The organism is Flammeovirgaceae bacterium SG7u.111 (assembly GCA_034044135.1).
GTDB lineage: Bacteria > Bacteroidota > Bacteroidia > Cytophagales > Flammeovirgaceae.
Map to the genome: position 1 here is coordinate 3954001 of CP139021.1, position 25143 is coordinate 3979143.

At 40.1% G+C, this 25143-nt stretch carries 20 protein-coding genes; 8 read left to right on the forward strand and 12 right to left on the reverse strand.

The window, feature by feature from the left end; all coding sequences use genetic code 11:
* Positions 1–30: 30 nt before the first annotated feature.
* Together scpB and R9C00_15445 are read right to left on the reverse strand one after the other, a co-directional pair.
* On the reverse strand, positions 31–591 hold the full coding sequence (scpB, locus tag R9C00_15440; protein WPO33096.1) for an SMC-Scp complex subunit ScpB: 561 nt from the start codon (positions 589–591) through the stop codon (positions 31–33).
* An 82-nt stretch (positions 592–673) separates the two neighbouring features.
* Positions 674–1054, reverse strand: a complete 381-nt coding sequence (locus tag R9C00_15445) for a TraR/DksA C4-type zinc finger protein (GenBank protein ID WPO33097.1) — start codon at positions 1052–1054, stop codon at positions 674–676.
* A 527-nt stretch (positions 1055–1581) separates the two neighbouring features.
* On the opposite strand from R9C00_15445, the gene R9C00_15450 reads away from it, so the two are divergent.
* Both R9C00_15450 and rocD read left to right on the forward strand, forming a co-directional pair.
* Positions 1582–2958, forward strand: coding sequence for a cystathionine beta-synthase (locus R9C00_15450; protein ID WPO33098.1), 1377 nt, complete (start codon positions 1582–1584; stop codon positions 2956–2958).
* 51 nt (positions 2959–3009) lie between these two features.
* On the forward strand, positions 3010–4248 hold the full coding sequence (rocD, locus tag R9C00_15455; protein ID WPO33099.1) for an ornithine--oxo-acid transaminase: 1239 nt from the start codon (positions 3010–3012) through the stop codon (positions 4246–4248).
* Between the two features lie 64 nt (positions 4249–4312).
* Here the strand turns inward: rocD and pdxA are convergent, their stop codons facing one another.
* A complete protein-coding gene (gene pdxA / locus R9C00_15460; protein WPO33100.1) occupies positions 4313–5380 on the reverse strand; it encodes a 4-hydroxythreonine-4-phosphate dehydrogenase PdxA in 1068 nt (355 codons plus the stop codon).
* A gap of 252 nt (positions 5381–5632) precedes the next feature.
* Here pdxA and rsmA point away from each other — a divergent pair, with 252 nt between their 5' ends.
* Together rsmA and R9C00_15470 are read left to right on the forward strand one after the other, a co-directional pair.
* The gene (gene rsmA, locus R9C00_15465; GenBank protein ID WPO33101.1) at positions 5633–6409 is read left to right on the forward strand and encodes a 16S rRNA (adenine(1518)-N(6)/adenine(1519)-N(6))-dimethyltransferase RsmA; all 777 of its coding nucleotides are present in this window, start codon (positions 5633–5635) and stop codon (positions 6407–6409) included.
* Between the two features lie 361 nt (positions 6410–6770).
* The gene (locus R9C00_15470) at positions 6771–8225 is read left to right on the forward strand and encodes an amidohydrolase (protein WPO33102.1); all 1455 of its coding nucleotides are present in this window, start codon (positions 6771–6773) and stop codon (positions 8223–8225) included.
* A 104-nt stretch (positions 8226–8329) separates the two neighbouring features.
* On the opposite strand, the gene R9C00_15475 is transcribed toward R9C00_15470, so the two are convergent.
* Positions 8330–9718 carry an NAD(P)(+) transhydrogenase (Re/Si-specific) subunit beta gene (locus tag R9C00_15475; protein ID WPO33103.1) on the reverse strand — a complete coding sequence of 463 codons (1389 nt, stop codon included), beginning with the start codon at positions 9716–9718 and terminating at the stop codon, positions 8330–8332.
* Positions 9719–9848: 130 nt separating this feature from the next.
* On the reverse strand, positions 9849–10151 hold the full coding sequence (locus R9C00_15480) for an NAD(P) transhydrogenase subunit alpha (protein ID WPO33104.1): 303 nt from the start codon (positions 10149–10151) through the stop codon (positions 9849–9851).
* A gap of 286 nt (positions 10152–10437) precedes the next feature.
* Between R9C00_15480 and R9C00_15485 the strand changes: the two genes are divergently transcribed.
* Complete coding sequence (locus tag R9C00_15485; protein WPO33105.1) at positions 10438–13206, forward strand: phosphoenolpyruvate carboxylase; 2769 nt, start codon at positions 10438–10440, stop codon at positions 13204–13206.
* Positions 13207–13273: 67 nt separating this feature from the next.
* On the opposite strand, the gene R9C00_15490 is transcribed toward R9C00_15485, so the two are convergent.
* Both R9C00_15490 and R9C00_15495 read right to left on the reverse strand, forming a co-directional pair.
* Entirely contained in the window at positions 13274–13996 is a 723-nt protein-coding gene (locus tag R9C00_15490; protein WPO33106.1) for a metallophosphoesterase family protein, read from the reverse strand.
* A 39-nt stretch (positions 13997–14035) separates the two neighbouring features.
* Positions 14036–17353 carry a cyclic nucleotide-binding domain-containing protein gene (locus tag R9C00_15495; protein ID WPO33107.1) on the reverse strand — a complete coding sequence of 1106 codons (3318 nt, stop codon included), beginning with the start codon at positions 17351–17353 and terminating at the stop codon, positions 14036–14038.
* A 231-nt stretch (positions 17354–17584) separates the two neighbouring features.
* Between R9C00_15495 and R9C00_15500 the strand changes: the two genes are divergently transcribed.
* Positions 17585–18496, forward strand: coding sequence for an ROK family protein (locus R9C00_15500; GenBank protein WPO33108.1), 912 nt, complete (start codon positions 17585–17587; stop codon positions 18494–18496).
* A 33-nt stretch (positions 18497–18529) separates the two neighbouring features.
* Here the strand turns inward: R9C00_15500 and R9C00_15505 are convergent, their stop codons facing one another.
* Together R9C00_15505 and R9C00_15510 are read right to left on the reverse strand one after the other, a co-directional pair.
* A complete protein-coding gene (locus R9C00_15505; protein WPO33109.1) occupies positions 18530–20140 on the reverse strand; it encodes a glycosyltransferase family 39 protein in 1611 nt (536 codons plus the stop codon).
* Positions 20141–20148: 8 nt separating this feature from the next.
* Complete coding sequence (locus R9C00_15510) at positions 20149–20562, reverse strand: hypothetical protein (protein WPO33110.1); 414 nt, start codon at positions 20560–20562, stop codon at positions 20149–20151.
* Between the two features lie 216 nt (positions 20563–20778).
* Between R9C00_15510 and R9C00_15515 the strand changes: the two genes are divergently transcribed.
* Together R9C00_15515 and R9C00_15520 are read left to right on the forward strand one after the other, a co-directional pair.
* A complete protein-coding gene (locus R9C00_15515; GenBank protein WPO33111.1) occupies positions 20779–22089 on the forward strand; it encodes a glycosyltransferase in 1311 nt (436 codons plus the stop codon).
* Positions 22090–22415: 326 nt separating this feature from the next.
* Positions 22416–22625 carry a hypothetical protein gene (locus tag R9C00_15520; GenBank protein ID WPO33112.1) on the forward strand — a complete coding sequence of 70 codons (210 nt, stop codon included), beginning with the start codon at positions 22416–22418 and terminating at the stop codon, positions 22623–22625.
* Here R9C00_15520 and R9C00_15525 read toward each other — a convergent pair.
* The 3 genes from R9C00_15525 to R9C00_15535 all read right to left on the reverse strand — a co-directional run bounded on the left by R9C00_15525 (position 22622) and on the right by R9C00_15535 (position 25000).
* Positions 22622–23308 (reverse strand): SUMF1/EgtB/PvdO family nonheme iron enzyme, encoded by a 687-nt coding sequence (locus R9C00_15525; protein WPO33113.1) that lies wholly within the window; start codon positions 23306–23308, stop codon positions 22622–22624. The two genes, R9C00_15520 and R9C00_15525, sit on opposite strands and share 4 nt — an antisense overlap.
* Before the next feature lie 168 nt (positions 23309–23476).
* Positions 23477–23908, reverse strand: coding sequence for a hypothetical protein (locus R9C00_15530; protein WPO33114.1), 432 nt, complete (start codon positions 23906–23908; stop codon positions 23477–23479).
* 405 nt (positions 23909–24313) lie between these two features.
* Positions 24314–25000 carry an SOS response-associated peptidase gene (locus R9C00_15535; protein ID WPO33115.1) on the reverse strand — a complete coding sequence of 229 codons (687 nt, stop codon included), beginning with the start codon at positions 24998–25000 and terminating at the stop codon, positions 24314–24316.
* Positions 25001–25143 lie beyond the last annotated feature (143 nt).

Sequence of the window (25143 nt, forward strand, 5' to 3'; positions counted from 1 at the left end):
ATTTTTTTTTCAGTTTGTAAATAGGCAAAATCATTCTTCGGTTTTGCCTATTTCATTATCGTCTTCTTCAAAATCTTTGGGCACAGGAAGTTCATTTACATTGTTGATTCCAAAATACTCCAAAAACTTAGGTGATGTGCCATAGAGCATAGGACGCCCTACCCCATCGGATTTGCCCCTAATTTCGAGCAAGCCTTTTTCCAACAGTTTTTTAATGGCATAATCGCAGTTCACGCCCCGTATTTGTTCCAATTGAGATTTGGTTACAGGTTGTTTGTAGGCAACGATAGAAAGCGTTTCTAGGGAAGACAACGACAGTTTCCTTTTCGATTTTTGCTTGAGCAAAACACCGATACTTGCTTGGTAAGCAGGCTTGGTCATGAACTGAAACCCATCGCCTGCCTTCACAATTTCCATGGCAAATTCTTCGGAAGCATACTTCTGTCCTAGTAGCTCCACCGACTTTTCTATATCTTCTATAGGCACTTCCGTATCAAACATTTCAGACATGCAATTTTGCATCTCTACCGCTTTTACTGGCTGTGGAGAACAGAAAATAAGTGCTTCTAAGTGTTTTTGAAGATAATCCAAATCATTAAAATTTAAGGCATACGATTCTAGAGAAGAAGAAAGCTCCTTCTAAAAATCAAAGCCAAAGGTTGATTAGTAATATTTACTTATTCCTGTTCAGTTTAGCGTCAATAGAGTGTTGAGTATGAGGCACAGCTCTCAATCTTTCTTTTCTAATAAGCTTTCCGGTATCTATACAAATACCATAAGTACCGTTCTTGATCCTAATCAAGGCATCCTCGTTTTGCTTCATGAACTTCATTGTTCTTGCCGCAAGTTGGTTAAGCTGCTCTTTTTCCAAAGCATCTGCACCATCTTCGAGTGTCTTCGTGCTTGAGTGGTTTGAGTCCGAACCCGTATCCGAATGAGTTATAGACTCTTTCAAATGCTGTAATTCGCTCTTTGCTTTTGCAATCTTCGCCATTAATAGCTCTTCAAATTCCTTTAATTCCTCTCTGGAATACCTTTGCTGCTCTGCCGCCATAGTTATTTAGTTTACGGTTGAAATAATTAAATCCCTAGAAACATAAAACTGAAAAAAGTAATAAAAATAGTAAGGATACAATCAAAAATATAACTTTTCTAATAGTCTATAAGACGGTGACATTTCAAAAAAGTTTCTCCAATTATAAAAACTGCCCTATTTACAGTTAACCTAAAGATTTTCATTACCTTCTAGACACAAAAAATATCTGCAAAGGTAGCTTTTTTGTTCTATTTTAAGAAACTTCTTACAAACATTCCTAACCGATTATCTATATCGCACACGTTTGCATTAGCTCATCAATATGATTCGAATCTTATAAAAATAATACAATAAAATATCGAACTCTCGCCTCCAAATACTGTTATTTTACTAAAGAAACCAAAAGACTCCAACATGAGAAAACATATGTTCTTGAAAGGAATAACAAAATGGCTCGACCAAGCATAAACAATTCATTTACAACCATTTAATCATAATCTCAAATAACAAACACATCATAGCATTAAAAAACTGAATATTTAGACATGAACTACTATAACTCCATCATAGAAGCCATAGGCAACACCCCAATGGTCAAAATCAACAAATTAGCGAAAGAGGTAAAGGGAACAATCTTGGTAAAAGTTGAATATTTTAACCCTGGCAACTCTATGAAAGACCGAATGGCGCTCAAAATGATAGAAGATGCCGAAAAAAGAGGCGACTTAAAACCGGGAGGAACCATCATAGAAGGTACATCGGGAAATACAGGAATGGGGCTAGCCCTTGCCGCTATAGCCAAGGGCTACAAATGCATATTCACAATGGCGGATAAGCAATCTCAAGAAAAAATAAACATCCTGAGGGCTGTGGGAGCAGAGGTAATTGTTTGCCCCACCAATGTTTCATCAGACGACCCTCGCTCCTATTATTCCGTCGCCCAAAAGCTCAATAGAGATATCCCAAATTCCTTCTACCCCAACCAATACGATAACCTTTCCAACACGGTAGCGCATTACGAAAGCACCGGTCCCGAAATATGGGAACAGACCGAGGGGAAAATCACACACTACGTCGCAGGTGTAGGCACTGGAGGCTCCATGTGCGGCGTCTCGAAGTATTTGAAAGAACAAAACCCTAAGGTGATTTCAGTGGGGATAGACTCGTATGGCTCTGTTTTCAAAAAATACAAAGAGACAGGTGAGTTTGATGAAACTGAAATTTACCCTTACCTCACCGAGGGAATAGGTGAAGACATTTTGCCAAAAAATGTAAATTTTGATTTGATAGACACCTTCGTGAAAGTAACCGATAAAGATGCAGCCATTATGACCCGCAAACTTGCCCGAGAAGAAGGGCTTTTTGTGGGTTGGTCGTGCGGATCTGCTATGTTTGGAGCGTTGGAATACGCCAAAGAGCATTTGAAGGAAGACGATGTAATGGTCGTAATTTTACCCGATCACGGCACTCGATACCTCAATAAAATCTACAACGATGACTGGATGAAGAACCATGGATTCATAGAAGAAAGAGAGTTTGAAACGGCAAAGGACATTATTAGCAGAAGAAACGGCGAACGCTTGGTGACCATCTCAGAAACTTCGACAGTTGGTGATGCAATAAAGAAAATGCACATCTCAGGTATTTCCCAAGTACCCGTAAGCGATAGCGCAATGCAGACAATTGTCGGCAGCCTTACCGATTCCAAAATCCTCGCTTTGCTACTTGAAAACCCTGAACTTAGGAACCAACAAGTGAAGGAAATTATGGATACTCCTTTTACCTTTGTAGCCCTAGACAACACGGTAGATACACTTTCTTCTTTGATCAACAAGGAAAATCCGGCATTACTAGTTAGGGATAATTCGAACAAAATCCATATCATTACACAGCATGACTTACTCATGGCAATGAGTAATTAAAGGGGTCATATTTTTTCAAACAACCATATATAAACAGCAAAAACAACATTTATGATCGAAACTAAAACTAGTTCAGAAGCACTCATTGAGATGGAGAGCAAGTATGGGGCACATAACTACCACCCGCTACCAGTAGTTCTTTCTAAAGGAAAAGGGGTGAAAGTATGGGATGTGGAGGGGAAGGAATATTTCGATTTCTTGTCAGCCTATTCTGCTGTAAACCAAGGGCATTGCCACCCAACTATACTTAAAGCACTTGCCGACCAAGCTGCTGAGCTTACGCTTACCTCTAGGGCTTTCCACAACGACATTCTGGGACCATACGAAAAATATATCACTGAGTTTTTTGGATACGACAAGGTACTTCCCATGAACACGGGCGTAGAAGGTGGGGAAACTGCCATCAAACTTTGCCGCAAATGGGCTTACAAAGTAAAAGGTGTTGAGAAAGAGAAGGCGGTTATCCTATTTGCCAATGGAAACTTTTGGGGCAGGACGCTAGCCGCAGTTTCTTCTTCTACCGACCCTGAAAGCTATGAAGATTATGGACCATACATGCCCGGCTTCGAGCTAATTCCTTACAACAGCTTAGAAGCGTTGGAAAAAGCTTTAGAAAATCCAAATGTTGCCGGCTTCATGGTAGAGCCCATTCAAGGCGAAGCTGGCGTTGTAGTTCCAGATGATGGTTACCTCAAAAAGGCATACGAGTTATGCAAAAGCAAAAATGTGCTTTTCATTGCCGACGAAGTGCAAACAGGAATTGGAAGAACAGGAAAAATGCTTGCTTGCGACTATGAAGATGTAAAGCCTGATATTTTGATTTTGGGCAAAGCCCTTTCTGGTGGTGTGCTACCTGTTTCGGCTATCTTGGCAAACGATGAGGTCATGATGACCATTTTGCCAGGGCAACACGGGTCTACTTATGGTGGAAATCCACTTGCTTGCAAAGTAGCCATGTCAGCCTTAGAAGTGCTTAAGGATGAAAACATGACTGAAAATGCTTACAAGCTAGGAATGGTCTTTAGGGAAAGGATGCAACAGTTGGTTGATACATCTGATTTTGTGAAGCTTGTACGAGGAAGAGGCTTGCTCAATGCAATAGTGATTGACGATGAAGAAACCAGCAGCACTGCTTGGGACATTTGCGTAAAACTCAAAGAAAATGGCTTATTAGCCAAGCCAACTCACGGAAACATCATCCGCTTTGCCCCACCTTTGGTTATTACCGAAGCCGAGTTACACGAGTGTTGCGATATTATTGAAAAAACAATTTTGAACTTCTCAAAATAACAGAAAAGGCTCCCATAGTTTGGGAGCCTTTCTCTTTTGCTTTATAAGATAATTTTGCCCAAGGCTAAGCATCTACTTTTTTTCCTTTCGTGTCTACTTTGACCCTAATCTGGCTCTCTACCATTTCTTGTCTACTTTTTACAATGTCTACGGCAAAATAAATCGCCTCCCGCAAGGAAACTTCGCTAGCTAACCCTTTGCCAGCTATGCTATACGCCGTACCATGTCCTGGTGAAGTCCGAACAATTGGCAACCCTGCTGTATAATTTATTCCTTTGTCAAAAGTAAGTGCCTTAAAAGGAATAAGGCCTTGATCGTGGTACATCGCCAAAACTGCATCGTACTTTTTGAAAGAAAAGCTCCCAAAAAAACCATCTGCTGGAAATGGACCAAACACCAAGTTTCCCCTGTTCTTAAAATCGTTTATCACTGGCGCAATCACCTCTTGATCTTCTTTGCCTAGCAAACCATTTTCACCTGCATGAGGGTTCAGTCCCAAAACAGCTACACGGGGTTTCTGAATGCCAAAATCTTTCTTGAGTGTCTTGAGTAAGATTTTCAATTTAGTAGAAATCAACTCCTTTGTAATCTGTGAGGTAACTTCTTTCAAAGGAATATGACCTGTCACTACCCCAACTTTCAACTCGTCGGAGCACATGAGCATCAGCGTTTCTTCTGCCTCAAATGTTTGGGTATAATACTCCGTATGGCCTGGGAATGCAAAATCCTCACTTTGGATATTGTCTTTGTTGATAGGACATGTTACCACAGCATCAATAAAACCAGACTTCAAATCTTCAGAAGATTTTTGGAGAGCTGCCAACGCAGAATTCCCTGCTAACTCCGTCACCTTACCCGGTTCTATTTCCAACGTCTCGCTCCAGCAGTTTATAACATTTGCCTTTCGGTCGTTTATGTAGCTATTTTTGTTGTATTGGTGGTAGTTAAAAGGCTCTATTTCCAACAACCTTTTGTATTTGGTAAGAACTTTTCCCGAACCGTAAATAATGGGGGTACAGAAAGAAGTGATTTTATTGCCGCTCATCAGTTTAACTATCAACTCAGGGCCTACTCCGTTAAAATCGCCCATCGTTATGCCAATTTTAGGCTTTTTGCCTGCCTGCTTCTCCATATCTCTATTCTCTGTTATTAGATTATCTGTTATTTTCTACGTGCGAAATCATTTTTTCCTAGCCAAATCACCCAAATAAAATGTGGATGCTTAAAAATCAATTACCTTTGCCCATTCGTCAACTATCGTAAGGGTTGGTAAAGCATATTGACTAGGAGGATTTCTAAAGATATCAAAACTAAGTGATTTCATATTAAATTCATCTAAACCAGCCGTTTTTCCAAATCCCTTTTTGAACATTCCCAAAAATTAATGAAATACGTAAAGGCAAAAAAACATTTAGGGCAACATTTTTTGAATGATGATTCCGTAGCTCAAAATATAGTGGAATCCCTCACCTACCACAAGGGCTATAAAAAGCTACTGGAAATAGGGCCAGGCACCGGCGTGCTTACCAAATTTTTGCTAGAGAAAAAAGACATTGAACTGACCTTAAGCGAAATAGACATGGAGTCTATCGCTTATCTCAAAACAAATTACCAAGTACCCGATTCTATTTTTATTGGAGATTTTTTGAAGATCAACCTCGAAGAAACTTTTGACCAGCCTGTAGGAATAATTGGTAATTTCCCTTACAACATTTCTTCTCAAATTTTCTTTAAGGTTTTGGAAAACAGAGATAAAGTCCCTGAGCTAGTTGGGATGATACAGAAAGAAGTTGCCGACCGCATAGCCTCTAAACCCGGCAAGAAAACCAATGGAATCCTAAGTATCCTTTTGCAGGCATACTATGATATACAAGTAGAGTTCAACGTCCCCCCGCACCTTTTCATCCCACCTCCTAAGGTACAATCTGCGGTCATTTCCCTCAAACGAAACGACAGGCAAGCCTTAGATTGTGACGAAAAATTATTTAAGAAAGTAGTAAAGCAAGGCTTCAACAACCGAAGAAAAACGCTACGAAACTCCTTAAAATCACTTGGCTTCCCCATAGATGAAACCACTCCTTTTATGGACTTGCGGGCTGAGCAGCTCTCCGTGGAAGACTTTGAAATTCTTACCCAGCATTTCGAAAAGAAGCTAGGTTAATAACTGCCTCTAAGAGGAAGTTTATTGAAGTTTTACTTAAGCACCCAATCAAAAACATCATGTAAATTTGAATGGGTGCTTGTTTTATTGAACATTTTCTGATATAAATTTCAAAAACGACTAGGATTATCATAACTTTAGTTAGGCAAGAAACAAAACACTTGTTTTCTTAACCCAAAAAGTGTCAATCACTTTTCTGCAAATATTTTCACCTCGCCAGAACTCACCTACACATTCAAGCTGAATTCAAAAGTCCAGAAATTTCCACTATTGAAAATACACCTATTTCAAAGGTAATTGGGGCATATGATTTCTACAGCTTGGTCAAGCTAAAAGTTAAACCACAATTATTTAAAAACAAATGAGACAACTTTTTATTAAAACAGTATGCCTAAGTATTTTACTAGGCATTTTTCAATCGACTAGTGCACAGAGTAAAAAAGTGCAGAAGGACAAAAATGCTTTGCTCGCAGCGGTTGAGAAAGATCAGGAAAAATATGCTGAGATGGCGCTTAAAATTTGGGGCTATGCCGAAATGGGCTATCAGGAAAAGAAAAGTGCTGCATTATTGAGCAACACGTTAGAAGAAGCCGGTTTTACCATTGAGAAAGGCATTGCAGGAATCCCTACAGCTTTTGTAGCCTCTTGGGGAAGCGGAGAGCCCGTAATCGGCATTTTAGGGGAATACGATGCCCTTCCAGGTGTAGCTCAAGATTCTGTACCAGTACCAACCCCCATAGAAGGACAAGCAGCAGGTCATGCTTGCGGCCATCATTTATTTGGCTCCGCTTCTGCCGCTGCTAGTATTACCATCAAAAACTGGTTAGAAAGCACTGGCACTTCCGGCACAATTCGCTTTTATGGTACGCCTGCCGAAGAAGGCGGAGCTGGCAAGGTATATATGGTTCGAGAAGGGCTGTTTGACGATGTAGACGCTGTTTTACATTGGCATCCCTCTTCTGGAAATGGAGCAAGCCCGAGTTCATCATTAGCTAATAAATCTGCTAAGTTCAGATTTTATGGAGCGGCCGCCCATGCCGCCGCCTCACCAGAAAGAGGTCGCTCGGCCTTAGATGCTGTAGAGGCTATGAATATGATGGTGAACATGATGCGAGAACACGTTGATGAAAAATCAAGGATCCATTATGTAATTACACGCGGAGGCGAAGCTCCAAACGTAGTTCCAGCCTTTGCCGAGGTATATTATTATGTAAGGCACCCGCAGATCCAAGAAGTGAAAGACATGTGGGAAAGAGTGGTAAAAGCTGCTGAAGGAGCTGCTTTGGGGACAGAAACTGAAATGGACTACGAAATAATTCACGGAGTATATAACCTCTTGCCAAATACAGTTTTAGCTAAGAAGATGTACGATAACTTAGTGAGCGTAGGCGGCGTTCATTACAACGATGCCGAAATTGCTTTTGCTGAAAAGATAGCCGAATCGTTTGGTAGCAAAAAAGTACCATTGGAAAATGCTGCTAAAATCATGGGATTTGAGCCAAGAAAAGGCGGAGGAGGCTCTACAGATGTTGGAGATATCAGTTGGGTTGTCCCTACAGCTGGTTTAGGCACTGCTACTTGGGTGCCAGGAACTTCCGCGCATAGCTGGCAGGCAGTTGCAGCTGGAGGAATGTCGATAGGAAAAAAAGGGATGATCGTAGCCGCAAAAACCTTAACATTAACAGCTTATGACCTTTTCAATAACCCTGAAGTACTTGAGGAGGCAAAAAAAGAATTGAACGAAAAAACAGGTGAAGGCTTTAAATATGAGGCTCTACTAGGTGACATGAAACCACCCTTGGACTATAGGAACTAAATTAGATATTGAAGTAGAAGCTGATTTAAGTTTCACCCAAAAGGGCTTTGAACAAGTCAAGGGATGTCTTGTTCAAAGCCCAATTTTAGAAATAACAATAGTTTCTAAGCATTGCCAACTTCTTCAATCAACTTCTGCAACGACGCTTTTGCATCTCCAAAGAGCATTTTTGTTTTATCTCCAAAGAAAAGTTGGTTCTGAATACCTGCATAACCTGCACTCATACTTCTTTTCAATACGGTGACGTTTTTAGCCAACTCTACATCCAAAATAGGCATGCCGTAAATCGGGCTGGCAGGATCTTCTTTTGCCGCAGGGTTTACTACGTCGTTCGCCCCAATTACCAATACCATATCTACCGTAGGCATTTCTTTGTTCGCTTCTTCAAGCTCAAGCAACTTGGTATAGCTCACATCTGCTTCCGCCAAGAGCACGTTCATATGACCTGGCATCCTACCTGCTACTGGGTGGATGGCAAATTTCACTTGAACACCTTCTTCTTCTAGCATAGTTTCAAGCTCATGGCACGTATGCTGCGCTTGGGCAACAGCCAAACCATAACCAGGGACGATCATTACCTTTTGGGCATATTTCAGCTGGATAGCCAAATCGGCATGTCTCGCTTCTTTCACCACTTCGTCTCTACCACCTGCTGCTGCTGCTCCCGACGAGCCAAATCCGCCAATTACTACACTCACTAGCGAGCGGTTCATTGCTTTACACATCAAAACGGTTAGGATTGTACCCGAAGCTCCAACCAAAATACCACCTACCAACATCACTTGGTTGCCGTAAATCAGACCAGCTCCCGCTGCACCCAAACCTGTGAACGAGTTCAATAATGAAATCACAACGGGCATATCGCCACCACCAATTGGCGTTACAAAAGTAAAACCATAAAGCAATGAAATACCCAAGAAAGCTATTAAAAGACCTAAGCTAACCTCAGGCAACATCGCTAGGTAAATACCAAAAGCAATAGTTCCCAACAGCAAAACACCGTTGATGATCTGAGGGGCTGGCAATACCAACGAATCTCTCAAGAAGCCGTCCAGCTTGCCATAAGCAACCAAACTACCAGTAAATGAAATACTACCTATGAAAAGGGCAAACAAAGAAATTGCACCTTGACCTGAAGCCAAGGTATCCATATTGTTAATCTCTACAAAGGAAATCAACATGGCGCAGGCTCCACCCAATCCATTGAAGAGGGATACCATTTCAGGCATTTTTGTAATCTTAACTCTTTTTGCGGCAATGTAGCCAACAGCCCCACCTACAAGCATACCGCCAACTATCCACAAGTAATTATTAGATGCTCCTTCTATAGGAGTGATAAGTGAAACCACAATACCAAGCCCCATTCCTGCCGCCGCAATCAAGTTTCCTTTCTTGGCAGACTCTGGGTGGCTCAATTTTTTTAGACCTGCTATAAACAATACAATACTAAAAAGGTATGCGTATTCTGTGAGTATATCGTAAAAATCAGACATATTGATTTGGTAAAAAGTTTTTAATCAAAAATTAAACTGGGTGAAAATTGCCGATAACTTATTCGTCATCAAGTAAAAGCTCCACTTCTTATACCTCTTTCTTGGCAGAATAAGGATGAAATTTCAAGGGTTACTTTTTCTTTTTCTTGAACATATCAAGCATCCTGTCAGTTACAGCAAAGCCACCAACTACGTTTACCATGGCCAAGGCAATTCCTAAAAAGCCCAAAACAAGTTGGAAATAGGCATCAGGTTCTGATTTTCTAATCAATATAATAGCTCCGATAATCACTACACCGCTAATTGCGTTGGCACCGGACATTAGTGGCGTATGCAATACAGTCGGCACTTTGGAAATCACTTCCATTCCCAAGTAAATTGCAAAAATCAAGATGTAAATCATCAAAAGGTTTTGCTGAAAAAATTCCATCATAACATGAATAATTTATATTTTTTATTAAATAAGGTAAAGTAAGAGGTTTGTAAAAAAATGAGTGGTTAGTTTAGAAAATCTCAAAAAAAATATTCTTCTATAAAAAAAGTACTAATGAATATGATAGCTTTGCTATGAAATTCCAAAAGCGGCTCAAAGTTAATCTTTGATAATTATATATCAAAACTAAGTATTAACCTCATTATGAAAGTGTGAGTGAAATCATATTTTTGCTCTGCACTTTTTAAACTCAAAAATAAACCAACAAAAAAAGACGAATAAATTAATGGAGACTTTAGCTACCGTAAAAAAAATATTAGGGAAACCTTACAAAGACCTTGAATTTCTATTAGAATGTTTTCGTGAAATTTTGATAGATGGCGGAGAACCTGCGTTGGCAGAAGTTATTCCTTGGATAAACGACCAAGAGAAAACCCAACTAGTCGAGTTCACCGACAAACACCTCCAAGTATACTCTATTGCTTTCCAGCTATTGAACATGGTGGAAGTAAATGGTGCAGTACAAAACAGAAGGTCGGTCGAGAACAACAAATCGATGGCTGCTGTAAACGGACTTTGGGCTCAAAACCTCAAAATGCTCAAAGATATGGGCATTCCAGAGAAAAAAATTGCCGAATACCTCCCGCATGTAAAAGTAGAGCCAGTCCTAACAGCCCACCCTACCGAAGCCAAACGCGCAACAGTACTGGAGCACCATAGAATGCTGTACCTTTTGTTAGTACAAAGGGAAAACAAAATGTTTACCCGCATAGAGCATGAAGAAATCCGCAGGGAGATAAAATTAGTGATAGAGCGTTTGTGGAGAACAGGTGAGATTTACATAGAAAAACCAGATGTTGCCTCCGAGCTAAGGAATATCATGCACTACTTGGTGAATGTATTCCCTGAGGTGATCAAGATCACGGACAGAAGGTTGGCACAAGCCTGGGAAGAACAAGGCTTTGACCCGAAGCTTATCGAAAATGCTAACTCGATGCCCAAAATCAGTTTTGGAGACTGGGTAGGTGGCGACAGAGACGGGCACCCATTGGTTACCGATACAGTTACCAGAGAAACGCTTGCATCCTTCAGGCTAAATGCTTTTATCAATATAAGAAGACATTTGATCGGCCTAGTGAAAAAATTGAGTTTCTCTCTTCACTACAATTATGCTGATTTTGATCTGAGAAAACGCATTGATGAAATAATTGAAGAACTTGGGCCTAGTGGTCAAAAGGCCTATTCAAGAAATGAAGGCGAAGTATTTAGGCAATTTGTAAACCTCATGATAGCCAAGCTTCCACTTGATACCAGAAAAGAACATGCAGTTGAACTTATTGAGGACGAAACTACCTACAAGTACTCCGAAGAGCTTTTAAACGACTTGAATATCCTACAAAGCTCTCTCTTTAAATACGGAGCTACTACGCTGGGAAATACCGATGTGAATGAGGTAATCCGAATTGTACAGACATTTGGTTTTCACTTAGCAAAAGTTGATATAAGGCAAAATAGCTCTTTCCACGACAAGGCAATGTCCCAGTTGATGAATGCTGCTTCTATGAACGGACAGCTTTATTTGGAATGGAAAGAACACCAACGCATAAATTACATAAACACAGAGCTTTCTTCCAACAGACCATTTACACATAGCAAAACTAAGCTAGATGAAAATGCTGCTGCAGTAGTTAGCTGCTACAATGTATTGACTGAGCATATTGACAAATATGGCCCTGAAGCTATCGGTTCACTTATTGTCAGCATGACCCGTAGCCTTTCTGACTTGCTCACGGTCTATTTACTTGCAAGAGAAGGTGGTCTTACATTCCATACCGAAGAAGGTGTTGTATGCAAACTTCCTGTAGTCCCTCTTTTTGAAACTATTGAAGATTTGAGGAACAGCCCAGAGATCTTAGATGAATTCTTGAGCCACCCTTGTACCAAAAGAAGCTTGGAATACCAGAAAATGGTAAATAAAGATCTAAAACCTGTTCAGCAGGTGATGATCGGATATAGCGATAGCAACAAAGATGGTGGTATTTTGGCCAGCCAGTGGAACTTGTACAAAGCGCAACAAGAGCTTGCGGAGATAGGTGAAAAACACGGAGTTCACATCCGTTTCTTCCATGGCAAGGGCGGTACAATTAGCCGTGGTTCAGGACCTACGCATTGGTTCTTGAGAGCACTTCCCCACTCTACCATCAACGGTGACGTGAGGCTTACAGAACAAGGCGAAACTATTGCCCAAAAATATGCGAACAAAATAAATGCTTCTTACAACATGGAAATGCTGGTAGCTGGTGCAGCTGGAGTAAGTATTGCCCATAAGTTCACCAAAAAAGAAGACCATCCGTTTGAAGCTATCCTTGATGAGCTGGCGCAAGAAAGTAAAAAACATTATACCAAACTCATAGAACACGAGTATTTCATTAAGTTCTACAGTGAAGCTACCCCTATCGATGCCATTGAGTCTACCAAAATAGGATCGAGGCCTTCGAGAAGAAGTGGTAAAAGAACTCTTGCAGACTTGAGGGCTATTCCATGGGTATTTAGCTGGAGCCAATCGAGGTTCAACATGGCAAGCTGGTATGGCTTAGGCTCAACGCTTGAAAAATTCATGAAAGACAAGCCAGACGACTTCGCTAGGTTCAAAGAAGCCACTAACTATGATCCATTTATCCGTTATGTACTCACCAACGTGGATACTAGCCTAATGGCCACAAACGAGGAAATAATGAAAGCTTATGCTTCTTTGGTAGAAGACGAGGAAGTAAGAACCACGGTTCTTAACTTGTTCCTGAAAGAACTGAAGAAGACTCGCAAGATGCTCGATTTGATATTGGAAAAGCCTTTTAAAGAAAGGAGAGTAAATCACTATTACTCAAGTACTTTGAGGGAAAATGCAATGTTCAACTTACACCTTTTCCAAGTAGAAATGCTGAAAAGATGGAGGGAGTTCAAGGCAAGTGGAAACATAGCCGAGGCCGAAAAGGCAAACTTGAACCTGCTGCTTAGCGTAAATGCAATTGCTGGTGCAATGAGAAACACTGGTTGATACCAACCTTTGTTCAGCATAAAAAAGGAGAGACGGTTAGCCGTTCTCTCCTTTTTTATTCGCGACCTTATCTTATCCGGTAAGGCCAATCTACATTTTCTTGGATTATCAGCTCCATGCTATTTAGCTCTAGGCAAAGCAACTTGCCCATGCCCGGGTAATAATCGCTAAAAACACAACCATTGTCTAGGCAAATCAAGTCTGATTTGTTCATTATATTTTCGTTTATTTCCCTAAAGCGGGTAGGTGTATGTCCATACAAGACCTTCTTCTTTTTAAATACCTTTTTATCGTAATAAAAATCCCGAATCCAGATCATAGATTCGTAATCGGTAAAAGGCTGGTCGTCCATGGTATTGAAACCTGCATGTACCAAAAAAAAATCTTCTAGCTCAAAGTAATAGGGTAAGCTGTTGAGGAAATTGAGGTATTCTTTCTTGAACTTTCCGTTTTCGTCTAAATATTCCTCTAACTCTGAATTACTGCCCGCTTCTACCCCATGGGAAAAAGAAATAGTGTTGAGCAGCATCTGCTCATGATTACCCCTAAGCGGAAAAACTTGGAACCCCTCATTTTTCATTTTCAAGATCAAATCAATCACTCCAGCACTATCAGGGCCACGGTCTACATAATCGCCCAAAAAGAATAGTTGATCTTCTGCTTTAAGCTTTAGGTTATGGATAAGCATCAGAAGAGAATCCCTACAGCCGTGCACATCGGGAACGACAAACCTCCGCCCTTTCCCCTCGGGTATTGAATAAGTGTACTTAGCTAATTGATTATGGCTCATTTTTGAGATTATTTATTTAAAATTCCTTCCCTCCAAGTTCTAAACCCCGATATCTAGTTTCTTTTGCAAGTCCATAATCAGCGAATCCTGTACCCTTATTCGCCCACATAGTACTTGCACTATTCCCTTGGCAACTTCTGGGCGCTGGGCCATCAGGTCGTAAAATGCATCTTGATCCAAACGAAGCAATAATGTATCCCTTTCGGCAGTGGCTGTGGCCGAACGAGGATTAGTATCCAACAAACCCAAATCGCCAAAGAAATCCCTGTTTATCAGTGTATTGAGCCTATAAGTACCAATGTGGATTTTTACTTCACCTTCATAGATTACATACATACAGTTGCCAATATCCCCCTTCTTAAAAATAACTTCCCCTTTTTGCACCCGCTCTTCTTTCACTATTTTTGCAACATCGGTAAGCACTATTTCCGGAGTCTCCGAAAACAAGCTCGTACTTTTCAGAATTATCACTTTCTCTATTTCGAGAAGCGTTTGGGTTTGGTCTTTTATATTTTTCATAATGACTTTAATCCTGTCGCTATCCAACACATCCGATAGCAATTCTTTCATATCGAAAAACCTATCTTCACAAAACTCTCTCAGAGTTCGAATAGCCGCTTGTTGCAATAACAAATCATCGCTGAGCAAATAAGGTTTAAAAGATTTGAGCAGACTTGGATAAAAGGACTTGGACATGGAAAACAAAGCTGTTGCCCTCGTCCACCTATTAAAATTATTGTCCTTTTTCTGCTCATGCAAAACGGTGAGCACTACTGTAATCTCATCGAGCAAGTGGCTTGAATAAAACCTACTGAGCTTCTCTATTTTTTTTGCCCTCACATATTCCCCAAATATGATCAGCAGCTTATCGGCATTCCCGCTAGATAGCTTCTCCTCTAAAATCTCATAAGCCTCTTGCTTGTCTTCTTTTTCCAAAGATCCAAGGTTAGCCCTAAGTACCCTAAGCTTCTCCTCTTCATCCCCATACAAAAAGCCTATCAAATAGTCTGTTTTTACCTTTTCTGTCTTCAGCTCAAACTCCAACGCTCTGTGTAATAGACTAAAATTTTTATTTCCTTGGAGCAAGGTTACGGCATTATACAACCAAAAAACCTGTTTGCATTGCCGGTCAATTTTATCTGTTACCTTATAAAGGTTAAGCTTATCGTTGGCTATATAACCTGACGTTTTGAGCGAGAGCAGCGCTTCCGTTTGCAGCTCTACCCACGGGTATTTCACCAACCACCAAAGCATTTCATGCGCTTTTTCCCCACCTATATTCCCACATACCTGACACAGATGCACAAGAAAACGGTCTTGTTGATAATTTGCCTGCCCAAACTCTTCGTCTATAATGGGCAATGCCAATTCCCCATACATCTCTAAAGCTCTTTTAGCTTCATTGGTGAAATGCCCACATTTTATCAAGTCTATCAGCAACGGCAGGTACTTTTCATCTTGAATCTTGCCAGTTGCCTCAATAGCCGCTTTTACTACCACTTCATCTTCATCATGCATAAAACCCATGATGGTATCAAAAAAGCTGGTATCTTCTAATTCGGCTATTATCTGGATAGCCATTTTCTTCTCAGACACCTCTTCAGATTTTGTCATTTCTTGCAGCCGCTCTTCTGCCAATAACCTGGCATTACCTTCCCCATGTTGCATAAGTGCCGTAACCGCCCCTTTCCTAAGAAAATGGTCTTCTGCTTCTATCATTGGAACAATTTCAGAAACGTACCCTTTGTCCAAAGATGCCACGGCTTTAATAGAAGCCTCTTTAACTTCGGCTTTGCTGTCCTCTTCCATCAAGAACATCACATCGGCCGAAAGCTCTTTTATATCTAATGATTTGATTTTTAATATGGTGTGAATTTTCACTTCTGACGAAGGGTGCTTCAAAAGTTTCCTCAAGCGCTCCAGTACATTTTCTTCATCGAACCTGTAAAGTAATTCTAGGGAATAAATCACCTCTTCCGAATGGTCAGATTCCAGTTTCCTGTCCAGCACATCGAGCACACCTTTATCTTTTATAGCTTCTTCAGCTCCTTTAAAAAACCGAACTCCAACAGCATTTTGAAGAATTTGGACATAATTTTTGCCTGATGAAAAAATTACCACTACCCAGCAAAATATGGAGAAAATAGCCGCATAGATTACGGGATCAAAAAGGAGAGAATTTGATTTTTGATACACAAACAGGAGAAACAAGCCCGAAAGCCCAAGGACAAAGGGCGATACCAACCCATTCATGATCGTGTCTCCCCTGAACCTTAAGTTTTGCACCAAGGGCGTTAGCAATGCCTGGAAAATGGGCCGGTGCATGGAATTGAAAAGAGCCATAAATACTAATATGAGCGTACAGACTACCCAAAAAGACTTGGCAAAATCACCCATATAATTCAAAATGAGCAATACGCCAGACAGTACCAAAAGGACAATGGGTAAGACCAGCAACTTCGTACGGATACCCATTTCTCTCACCGATGTGGTGATCAACAAAAACCGGAACAGTAACACCACGGCACTCGTTAGGCTCATAAACATCCCTATGAACATTAGCACTTCTGTCCTGTCTTCAAAGAAATAGCTTAGGTTCTCTAGAAAAGCAAAATGCAACAAGGCTAGCGAAAGAGTGACAAAAGCCGATAGGGTAATAAGAGAACGAATAAATTTATTCCCAAAAAACTTTCTCAAATCCAAGCCTTCATCTCGCAAGGAAAGCCTTCCGAAAGACCCTTTCTTACTTTCTTTCAAAAACACATCTGTATTGATGAGTTTGATCACAAAATAAAAGCTCCCCATAAAGCTCAGCAAGGCCAGAAATAGCAGCACACCTTCTCCCACTAAGGAAACAACTAAGGGAATAAGAATAAATCCAATAAACCGCCCAGGAAGTTCGCCAGCAAAATACCAGGTAACGCTATACTTTTCACCTATTTTTTCTTTATAATATTCTGTAAGCGAGCGGGAAGCAAACAAAGAGAGGGAAAACACCCACAACATTGACACGATAAGCAAAAACACGTACCAGTCGGCCGGTTGGAATAGCCAAAGCACCGTAAGTGCAAGCAAAAGGCTAAGTAATGGCGCATATAAGGTTTTGAGTAATATCTTCAGCGAAAAATAATACTCCAGGTAGGCAAAGATCCTTCCGCTTAGAAGTAAAATAACAGAGCCGAGGATTAAAATGGCAGGAAATTGCCCAATAGACAACTCAGAGATAAACAAAGCCAAGGCAATACTATATAGAAAGGCTGTCCCCATTCCCTGGAAAAAGTTAAAATAGAACAAAGCCATGGAAGGCTTCTCTCCTACTTTCTTTTCAGCTCCTATATCTATACTTGACTCCACCATAATTCTCTCTATGCCAAAACATACCGATGTTGCTACGAATCCTTGATTTTAGATAAAAATCTAGTTATTGCCAAGTTTATAAGAAAAACAGTTGAGCATCTATACGTAATTTGGACGCATAGATTAATGCCAACAAGTATCTTTGTCCAAATAAAATTTTGATTATAGCACATGAATCCGCTACTTTGGTAGCTTAATACAGTTAACAAATTCGCAATAAGTCATAAAAAAATGGAAAATTTTTTAGGTGTAGACATAGGTGGTACAAATGTGAAGTTTGGTGTGGTTTCAGAAAAAGGAGAGTTGCTAAACAAGGTAAAGTTCCCCACGGCCAAAATGAAGGAAGAAGGTAATTTTGTAGAGAAATTCAAAAAAGCCTTGGGAAAACAACTTAACGAATACCCCGAAATCAAAAAAGTAGGCATAGGTGTTCCCGGTACCACATCCAAAGACAGGTCGACTACCTTAGAACTCCCAAACATCCCCCAACTCAACGGAGTACGCTTTTTGGATAAACTTAAAGCAAGTTTCCCTGAGATCATTTTCCATTTAGACAACGATGCGAACGCAGCAGCGCTGGGAGAGTATTATTTTTCAAAATCTAAAATGCCCGACAACTTTATATTCATTACCCTAGGCACAGGCGTAGGTGGAGGAGCGATCATAGATGGGCAAATATTTAAGGGTGGTGACGGAAATGGAATGGAAATCGGCCACATCATCTCTAGCAATGGAAAAAGCATTGAACAAAATATTGGGAAAAAAGGAATTCTAGGCATGGCACTTACCACACTCGAAGGCTACGAAGGCTACTCCGTGCTTTCGGACAGAGGTGTGCTAAATTCTAAAAAGGTAGTAAAGGCAGCGCATGAAAGCGACGAACTTGCTCTTGAAATCTTCCAAGAAGTTGGCAAATATATAGGCGAGGCAATTGTTTCTTCGGTAAGGCTTCTCGACATCAAAACCATCCTGATTGGTGGCGGCGTTTCGGAAACCTTTGATTATGTGAAAAAGGATATGTACAGGATTATTAAGAAACACTTAACCCCGTATTATACCAACGAACTTGAGATTAAGCTCGCAACGCTTGGCAATAATGCCGGTATTGTAGGCGCAGCATCCTTGTGCTTCATTAATGACTAAAAAAACACTTGGCCTTCAAAGAAATGCATCGGTTTATTTATTAACCGATGCATTTCTTTTATACATAGTAATGTGCTCGTCTTTATGCACCCCAGGGTTCAAAAAGTGTAAAATAGCATCGTAAACGCTCACCGAAATTTCCCTGTCATATTCCAACCCAGGAAACTCTTGTTTCAATTTCGCCACTCTCTGCTCCAAACTATCCCTGCCTTTAAAAATAACATAATCGGGAATTCTGCCCATGTCTTCCAGTTCTATCAGCACCGTATCTAGCGGATGGTTTTTGCTAATGGGAAATACGAGCGGGTAATCAATTTCCTTGTTATCCAAATCAGCTTTCTCTGGCAAGTACGGTTTTCTGTAATAAAAATCCCGAATCTCGTAGCTCAATTTCCCCAAATAATACACGGGTGACATCTGATGATCGCCCACTGTAGACTCAACCACTATGGTAGAAACATTTTTCTCTTTTGAAAGCTGGTACAAAGGTTCAATCCTCGCCTTTTTAGAATAGGTAAGGGATAAAGCCATGGCTGCTATGAAATTGATCGTCCAGAAGAAAATCCATGATCCTCTTATCCAAGACTGCCTTTTCTGCCAAAATTTTGATCTTACCACAAACTCTTGCCAACCAACTATACCTAAAATAATTATAAGTGGAAGAAGGGGGAGAATAAAGCGCTCCTGCTTGTTGGGGAAAAGGGAATGGAACACAAAAAACACTAAACCTCCCCAAAATATTTCGGGAGATTTTTTCCATGCTTTAAAATATCCAACAGCCAACATCAAGCTCACAGGAGGAACTAAAAAACCTAAGACGGTGAATATATAACGCTCAGGCGGTCCTGTCACATAATTATAAGCATTTGCCGAATTGTATTCAAAGTAAGTAACAATGGTCTGTAGTGGGTAATCGTACAAAATCATATCGAGCACCCCCATAATTGACAACGCCAACACTACATAGCCCAAAGAGAACACTGCACTTTCTAGCCATTTCCTTTGCCAAAGCAAAGCTAAGCCCATACCTCCAGCAAAAAGGATAGTATGATAACGGATTAGGAAAGCAAAACCAAAAAGTGCCCCTGCCACAAACCATAATCCCAAAGTAGGCTTACCCACTTTTTTGCACTCTTTCACTATCAGGTAATAACCCGCTAAAAACAAGGGGATAGAAGCCATCTCTACCAAGTTCTTAACGCTCATCATTGGCATGAACCAAAGAGTTACCATGATCCACCCCACTATGCCAGCCGTTTTTCTGTTTTCAGAAAGGACCAAGGCAATTTTGTAAGAGAAATAAATGAGCGACATGCTATACACCGCATGAAAAAGCCTGACCACGACCATTCTAGCTTCAGGATCGGTGATGCCTATAGCTGAGGTAAAAAGGAAGATACCATAGTTCATGCCTGCATATACCAAACTATGCAACGGTGGCACTCCTTTTTCAAACCAATAATCCACTCCCCATTCCCAATACTGGGAAACAGTAATCACGCAAAAGTGATCGTCGTGGAAGGCAAAGCCCTTAGAAAAGAAAGCGGCAATTAACCTAAAAAGAAAGCCTGCCAGTAAAATTAGGGTAAGACTTTCCCACTCTCTATTTTTAATAGAGGCTTTGATTGAATTTAAAAATGTCATATTGATTTTTATTTTTTCATTAGCCAAGTAGCAGCATCGGCATAGCTGTCGAAGTAACAAATCCTGATACCTGTATTATCCGTAAAGCCTGTGATATGGCCATCAGGCAAGCGAAGGTAAGTCTGTGGAGGTACGATGCTTGCTATTTTCCTCACACCAGAGGGGTACAATTGAGGATGAAATTCGTTCCGTGCCCAAAGTTGGTCTTCCGTCTCGGGACCTCGAAGCCCTGTAATGTCGTTTATCCAGTTCAGATCAGGATGGTAGATTTTTTGCTTTTTATAAATCTCTAGCTTCTTTAATAACAACTCCCTGAACTCTTCCCCGTTTACCCTGCCCAACCATTGCTCATAAATAGCAGGGATCTCTTCGTCAACGCTCACATTAAACACTTCTCCTTTATATATTTTATTAATTTTCATCTTATTATAGAGGCTTTTTCTTTGGTGCGTAAATATAATGCTTAGAAACTATTTCCCAATCCTTAACCCATCCATTTCCTTGTAAAAAGTAAGTTCGAGACATATGCCATAAGTTATATTTTTTCTTAGTTTCATATAATCCTATTTTTATTTTGAAATACAGATCTATGCCACTAATTTAATGACTCGAACAGACAACTAAGTAAAGACACTCCATTGAATCAAAATAGAATTAAAGTATTGATGCTCGGCTGGGAATTCCCTCCTTTGCTTACTGGCGGGCTTGGTCAAGCAACTTTTGGCATCGCAAATGCACTTGCCCCTCTAGTAGACCTCACCCTCATTATCCCCCAAAAAAAAGGAGAGCCCCCCTTGTCCCAAGCAAGCATCGTTGGCCTCAACCAAGTCGAGTACGATGATTCATTTGAGATCCTCACACAAAAAAAAATACAGGAAAACCTTAAGATCACGTACGTAGATGCAAGTTTTGACCTTTACCCCGCAGAGCAAAGAAAGGAAATACTAGAAGTAGAAAAAAAGGAGATTGAAATTGATGTAAAAATCCCTATCGCTTCAAAAAAGAAAGCTCTTTTTGAAGAAGACAACGTATATGGACCAAACACACTTCAAAAAGTTGCGCTATATGCCCAAACTGTTGCTGAGCTGGCAAAGGATATGGAATTTGATGTTATTCACGCCCACGACTGGGTTACATTCCCTGCTGCCATGAAGCTGAAGGAAGAGACAGGCAAGCCTATTGTCATCCACGTTCATTCACTGGAAACCGACAGAGTTGACCCAACCAAACTTACCAAAATCTTTGAGATTGAGCAAAAAGCTATGGTAGCTGCCAATGCTATTGTGGCCGTAAGTGATTTTACCAAAGAAAACATTCTCAACAAATACAAAGCAGACCCGCAAAAAACATACATAGTACACAATGGAATAGATGAAATATCCGCATTACCAGCAAAGAAGAAAACCAAGAAAAATAACATTCCAAAAATCTTGTTTTTAGGGAGGATTACCCGCCAAAAAGGGCCTACTTTTTTAGTAGAAACTGCCGTATTGCTTTCCAGCAAAATTCCTAACCTGAAATTTGTAGTTGCAGGAATTGGCGAACGGCTGAGGGAAACCATGGCCTACGCCCAAAAGAGAAGCGTACTTAACTTATTTGAGTTTGTTGGCTTTTTGGACAAGCAGAAAATTGCTGAAATAGCTTCTACCGCAGACGCCTATTTTCTGCCTTCTGTCTCCGAACCATTTGGGCTTTCTACCTTGGAAGCTGCGCAAGCAGGGTTGCCCGTGGTTATTTCCAAGCAATCGGGTGCAACCGAAGTAATGCCCAATGCCCTAAAAGCCGACTACTGGGACACCCAAAAATTTGCCAACTACCTTTATGGACTTCTCACCCACAAAGGACTGAAAGAAGAGATCGTCAGCCTTAACAAGGTTGATCTCAAGACCTTGACATGGGGAAAAGCCTCTGAAGATTTACATTTTTTATACCAAAAACTTATTTCATAACTAGCACCTTTGCAACCTTATTTTCTGAATATTCATCTCTAGATTTTTATTTAGAGTTTTTAAGTACATTGCTTAATACTGACCGAAATTTCTCTTCAGATTTTTCATAAAAACATCGGCTACTCCCCCGCTTCAAGTGTCTTACAAGTGAATAAAATTCTACAACGTGCTCACATTTTTCTTTTAAAAAGAATCAATAACCAACCTAATAGTTGGTATGTAAGCAATTCCCTAAAGCTTTTGGTATTTTTTAGATGGATGAGATGTTGATCTTCAACTAAAAGCGTTGTTTGGACAAGGAGTGACTTAACTTAAAAACACTAGAAATGAAAAATGATAAATCAGTAATTATCTTAGGTATCCTGTTGGTGTTGACCTATGCCATCAGCAAAATCTATTCCCCCAACGATACTGGGAAGGACTCAAAAAGTAGGATATCAAAAAAAGTGGAGAAAATATCTCCCGTAGTCATCAATTCTGAAGCAAGCATGATGGTAAGCGATACTTTGCCTTACAAGGTATTAGAAGCTCGCTAATCAATTATTTCTTTTACACACCAAAATCCCACCTCATGCCCCTTTGCATTAGGGAAAAGTCCTTTTATAAACCATTTATCTGCTCCTTCTTTCACCCACACTTTCTTTTTACTCACATTACTTGGAACAAAAAGAGGATCATCATTCTCATCCAACCATTCCCCTAGCCATATTTCTGGTAAATATTTACCTAAGTTCCCTTTCCCCTCTTGTAGCATCACGTAAATCAGCTCCCTTTCCGTAGGAAGCCTTTTGCCTTTCCACTCGCAAAACGCATTAGCTTCAACCCATGAAAGCCCCTTCACCATACCTTTCAAATTCACCAGCGAAGAATCTTCAGCCCGACCATTCGCCGCCAAGAACTCATAATAATCATAAGTTTTCACAGGCTCGTAATCCATCAAAAAACCATTGATTTTCACCTGAGACCCATCTCCTTTTGCCATGTATCCTCCTGACACAAAAAACATCTCTTCGGGAAGGTCAAAATCATAGGAAAGCTCTTTGTGCATCACCTCATCTTTTGGCCTGATAGGGTCATTCATGAAAATAATCTCATAGATATTTTGAGAAGAATAGCCATCAACCTTTGGGCTTGGGTTTTCTAAAACTACCACTTCTGCTTTTTGGGGCTTGCAAGCAGTAAAAAGCATCAACACCAACAATGAGTATATTCTTTTCAAACCCAATCTTACGTATTCTTTGTTAAGAACTTAATTTATCTATTTATAAACCTCTAGTATAAAGCAAAAAAAACTCCTAAGAGCACTTAGGAGTCAAAATTAACAAATATATAAGTAGGATTATCTAGTGGGTTTCTCACTGAGGACAACTTCAGGTTTCGGCATGCTTCACATCGACACCTTAATCACATCGTTAATTCCTTCCAATTCATAATCCACATATGCATAGTTTTCCATAATATTGGATAACTGGTTTTTGTGGTATTGGTACTGCTCCCTCATCACCCTTACCCTAGAGGATAATTCCACATGGTGGAGGTAGAAATCATCGCCATACCCTAATAAGTTGTTTTTTTGGTAAGAAGAAAGATCGTGATCCATTTTAATTATCCTTCCCTTCAAGTCTTCTATTTCATTTTTTTTCTCAACATACTCTTCCTCTAAGCTCCGCAAGTAGCCCTTATCGGCATTTCTACTATTGATAATTTCGGTCAACCTCTTTTGATAGATACCAAATTCATTAGTGAACAATACTAACTCATTTAACCACAATTTATGATGAAAATGCAGATGGCCTGCATCGATGAATAATTTATCCATGTTTTTTTTAGTTTATTGGATTTATATGGTTTTAAAATACTTATGTTATGCTCCACCTTATCCTGTTTGAATGTTAGGTTAGTGGCAAAAAATAGAACATCTAAAAATTTGGAATAGCAGACATACTGCCCAAGTTGATTTCACACGCATCCCCTCGAAAACCCCAAGTGGGTAAAATGCCAAGCTGTCGAAGAATTCTTAGAGCAAGACTCTTAGCAAAAGCATAAAAAAGGCTGACAAAACTCTATATATATTTTAATAAATCTGTTATATAAAGATAACATTTATTTGCAATAAAAAAACTAGATTTCAAATTATAAATAACTGAAAAGCAAAAAATTACATAAAACCTTACAGACCATAAACAAATTCATATTATTTCTAAAAATAATTCAAACAACAATATTAAAACAGAGAGCCTTGAACCTGATGTTGGTAAGGCTTCACTAAACTCTCGTCATCGTTTGCCACAGAGTTTACCGATTTAGACACGGTATAATAGGTAAGTTCTTCCAGTGCATTCTCTAACAAATACTCTTCTCTACCAGCAGTTGGCAACTTGTCCTCTAGCCAACCTGCTTCAAATTCTTTTTCCAATATTAGCGGCATCCTATCATGAATGGACTCGAGCTTCCCTACACTTGGTCTAGTGATCACCGCAAAGGTGTTTACTACATTTTCAGTATCTTTATACCATTTTTCCCATAGACCTGCCATGGCAAACAGCTCACCGTTGGGTAGCGTCATTCGGTAAGGAATTTTCTCTTTCCCTATCAATTTCCATTCGTAATACCCATCTGCTATCACCAAACAGCGCCTTTGCTCATACGCATCTTTAAAAGCAGGCTTTTTGCTCAGGGTTTCTATCCGGGCATTTATCGTCTTAAATCCGATACCCAGATCTTTTGCCCAAGAAGGAACCAGCCCCCATTTCAAAAAACTAATTTCCTTACTGCATTGGTTGAGTACAACGGGGAGCTCATTTTGCGGAGCGGCATTCCATTTTCTATAATTCTTTTCCTCTTTAAACAAGACTTCAAACCTGTCCTGAATATCTTTCTTGGGCTTTGCAATGGTATATCTACCGCACATTTCTCTACTTTTAGTTAAAATCACAAATTGAATAAGAGTTTGTTTAAAACAAACAAAAGCGAAAAATACTTACATGAGTAAGATATTTTGTTCTGGGAGAACTTTTGTAAGCCTCAAATTAAACCTTTGCTTACTGAGATTTA

Coding starts and splice junctions, on each gene's coding strand:
- R9C00_15445 (WPO33097.1), bottom strand. CDS start 1,054: ATGGCGGCAGAGCAGCAAAGGTATTCCAGAGAGGAATTAAAGGAATTT.
- R9C00_15450 (WPO33098.1), top strand. CDS start 1,582: ATGAACTACTATAACTCCATCATAGAAGCCATAGGCAACACCCCAATG.
- rocD (WPO33099.1), top strand. CDS start 3,010: ATGATCGAAACTAAAACTAGTTCAGAAGCACTCATTGAGATGGAGAGC.
- pdxA (WPO33100.1), bottom strand. CDS start 5,380: ATGGAGAAGCAGGCAGGCAAAAAGCCTAAAATTGGCATAACGATGGGC.
- rsmA (WPO33101.1), top strand. CDS start 5,633: ATGAAATACGTAAAGGCAAAAAAACATTTAGGGCAACATTTTTTGAAT.
- R9C00_15470 (WPO33102.1), top strand. CDS start 6,771: ATGAGACAACTTTTTATTAAAACAGTATGCCTAAGTATTTTACTAGGC.
- R9C00_15475 (WPO33103.1), bottom strand. CDS start 9,718: ATGTCTGATTTTTACGATATACTCACAGAATACGCATACCTTTTTAGT.
- R9C00_15480 (WPO33104.1), bottom strand. CDS start 10,151: ATGATGGAATTTTTTCAGCAAAACCTTTTGATGATTTACATCTTGATT.
- R9C00_15485 (WPO33105.1), top strand. CDS start 10,438: ATGGAGACTTTAGCTACCGTAAAAAAAATATTAGGGAAACCTTACAAA.
- R9C00_15490 (WPO33106.1), bottom strand. CDS start 13,996: ATGAGCCATAATCAATTAGCTAAGTACACTTATTCAATACCCGAGGGG.
- R9C00_15495 (WPO33107.1), bottom strand. CDS start 17,353: ATGGTGGAGTCAAGTATAGATATAGGAGCTGAAAAGAAAGTAGGAGAG.
- R9C00_15500 (WPO33108.1), top strand. CDS start 17,585: ATGGAAAATTTTTTAGGTGTAGACATAGGTGGTACAAATGTGAAGTTT.
- R9C00_15505 (WPO33109.1), bottom strand. CDS start 20,140: ATGACATTTTTAAATTCAATCAAAGCCTCTATTAAAAATAGAGAGTGG.
- R9C00_15510 (WPO33110.1), bottom strand. CDS start 20,562: ATGAAAATTAATAAAATATATAAAGGAGAAGTGTTTAATGTGAGCGTT.
- R9C00_15520 (WPO33112.1), top strand. CDS start 22,416: ATGAAAAATGATAAATCAGTAATTATCTTAGGTATCCTGTTGGTGTTG.
- R9C00_15530 (WPO33114.1), bottom strand. CDS start 23,908: ATGGATAAATTATTCATCGATGCAGGCCATCTGCATTTTCATCATAAA.
- R9C00_15535 (WPO33115.1), bottom strand. CDS start 25,000: ATGTGCGGTAGATATACCATTGCAAAGCCCAAGAAAGATATTCAGGAC.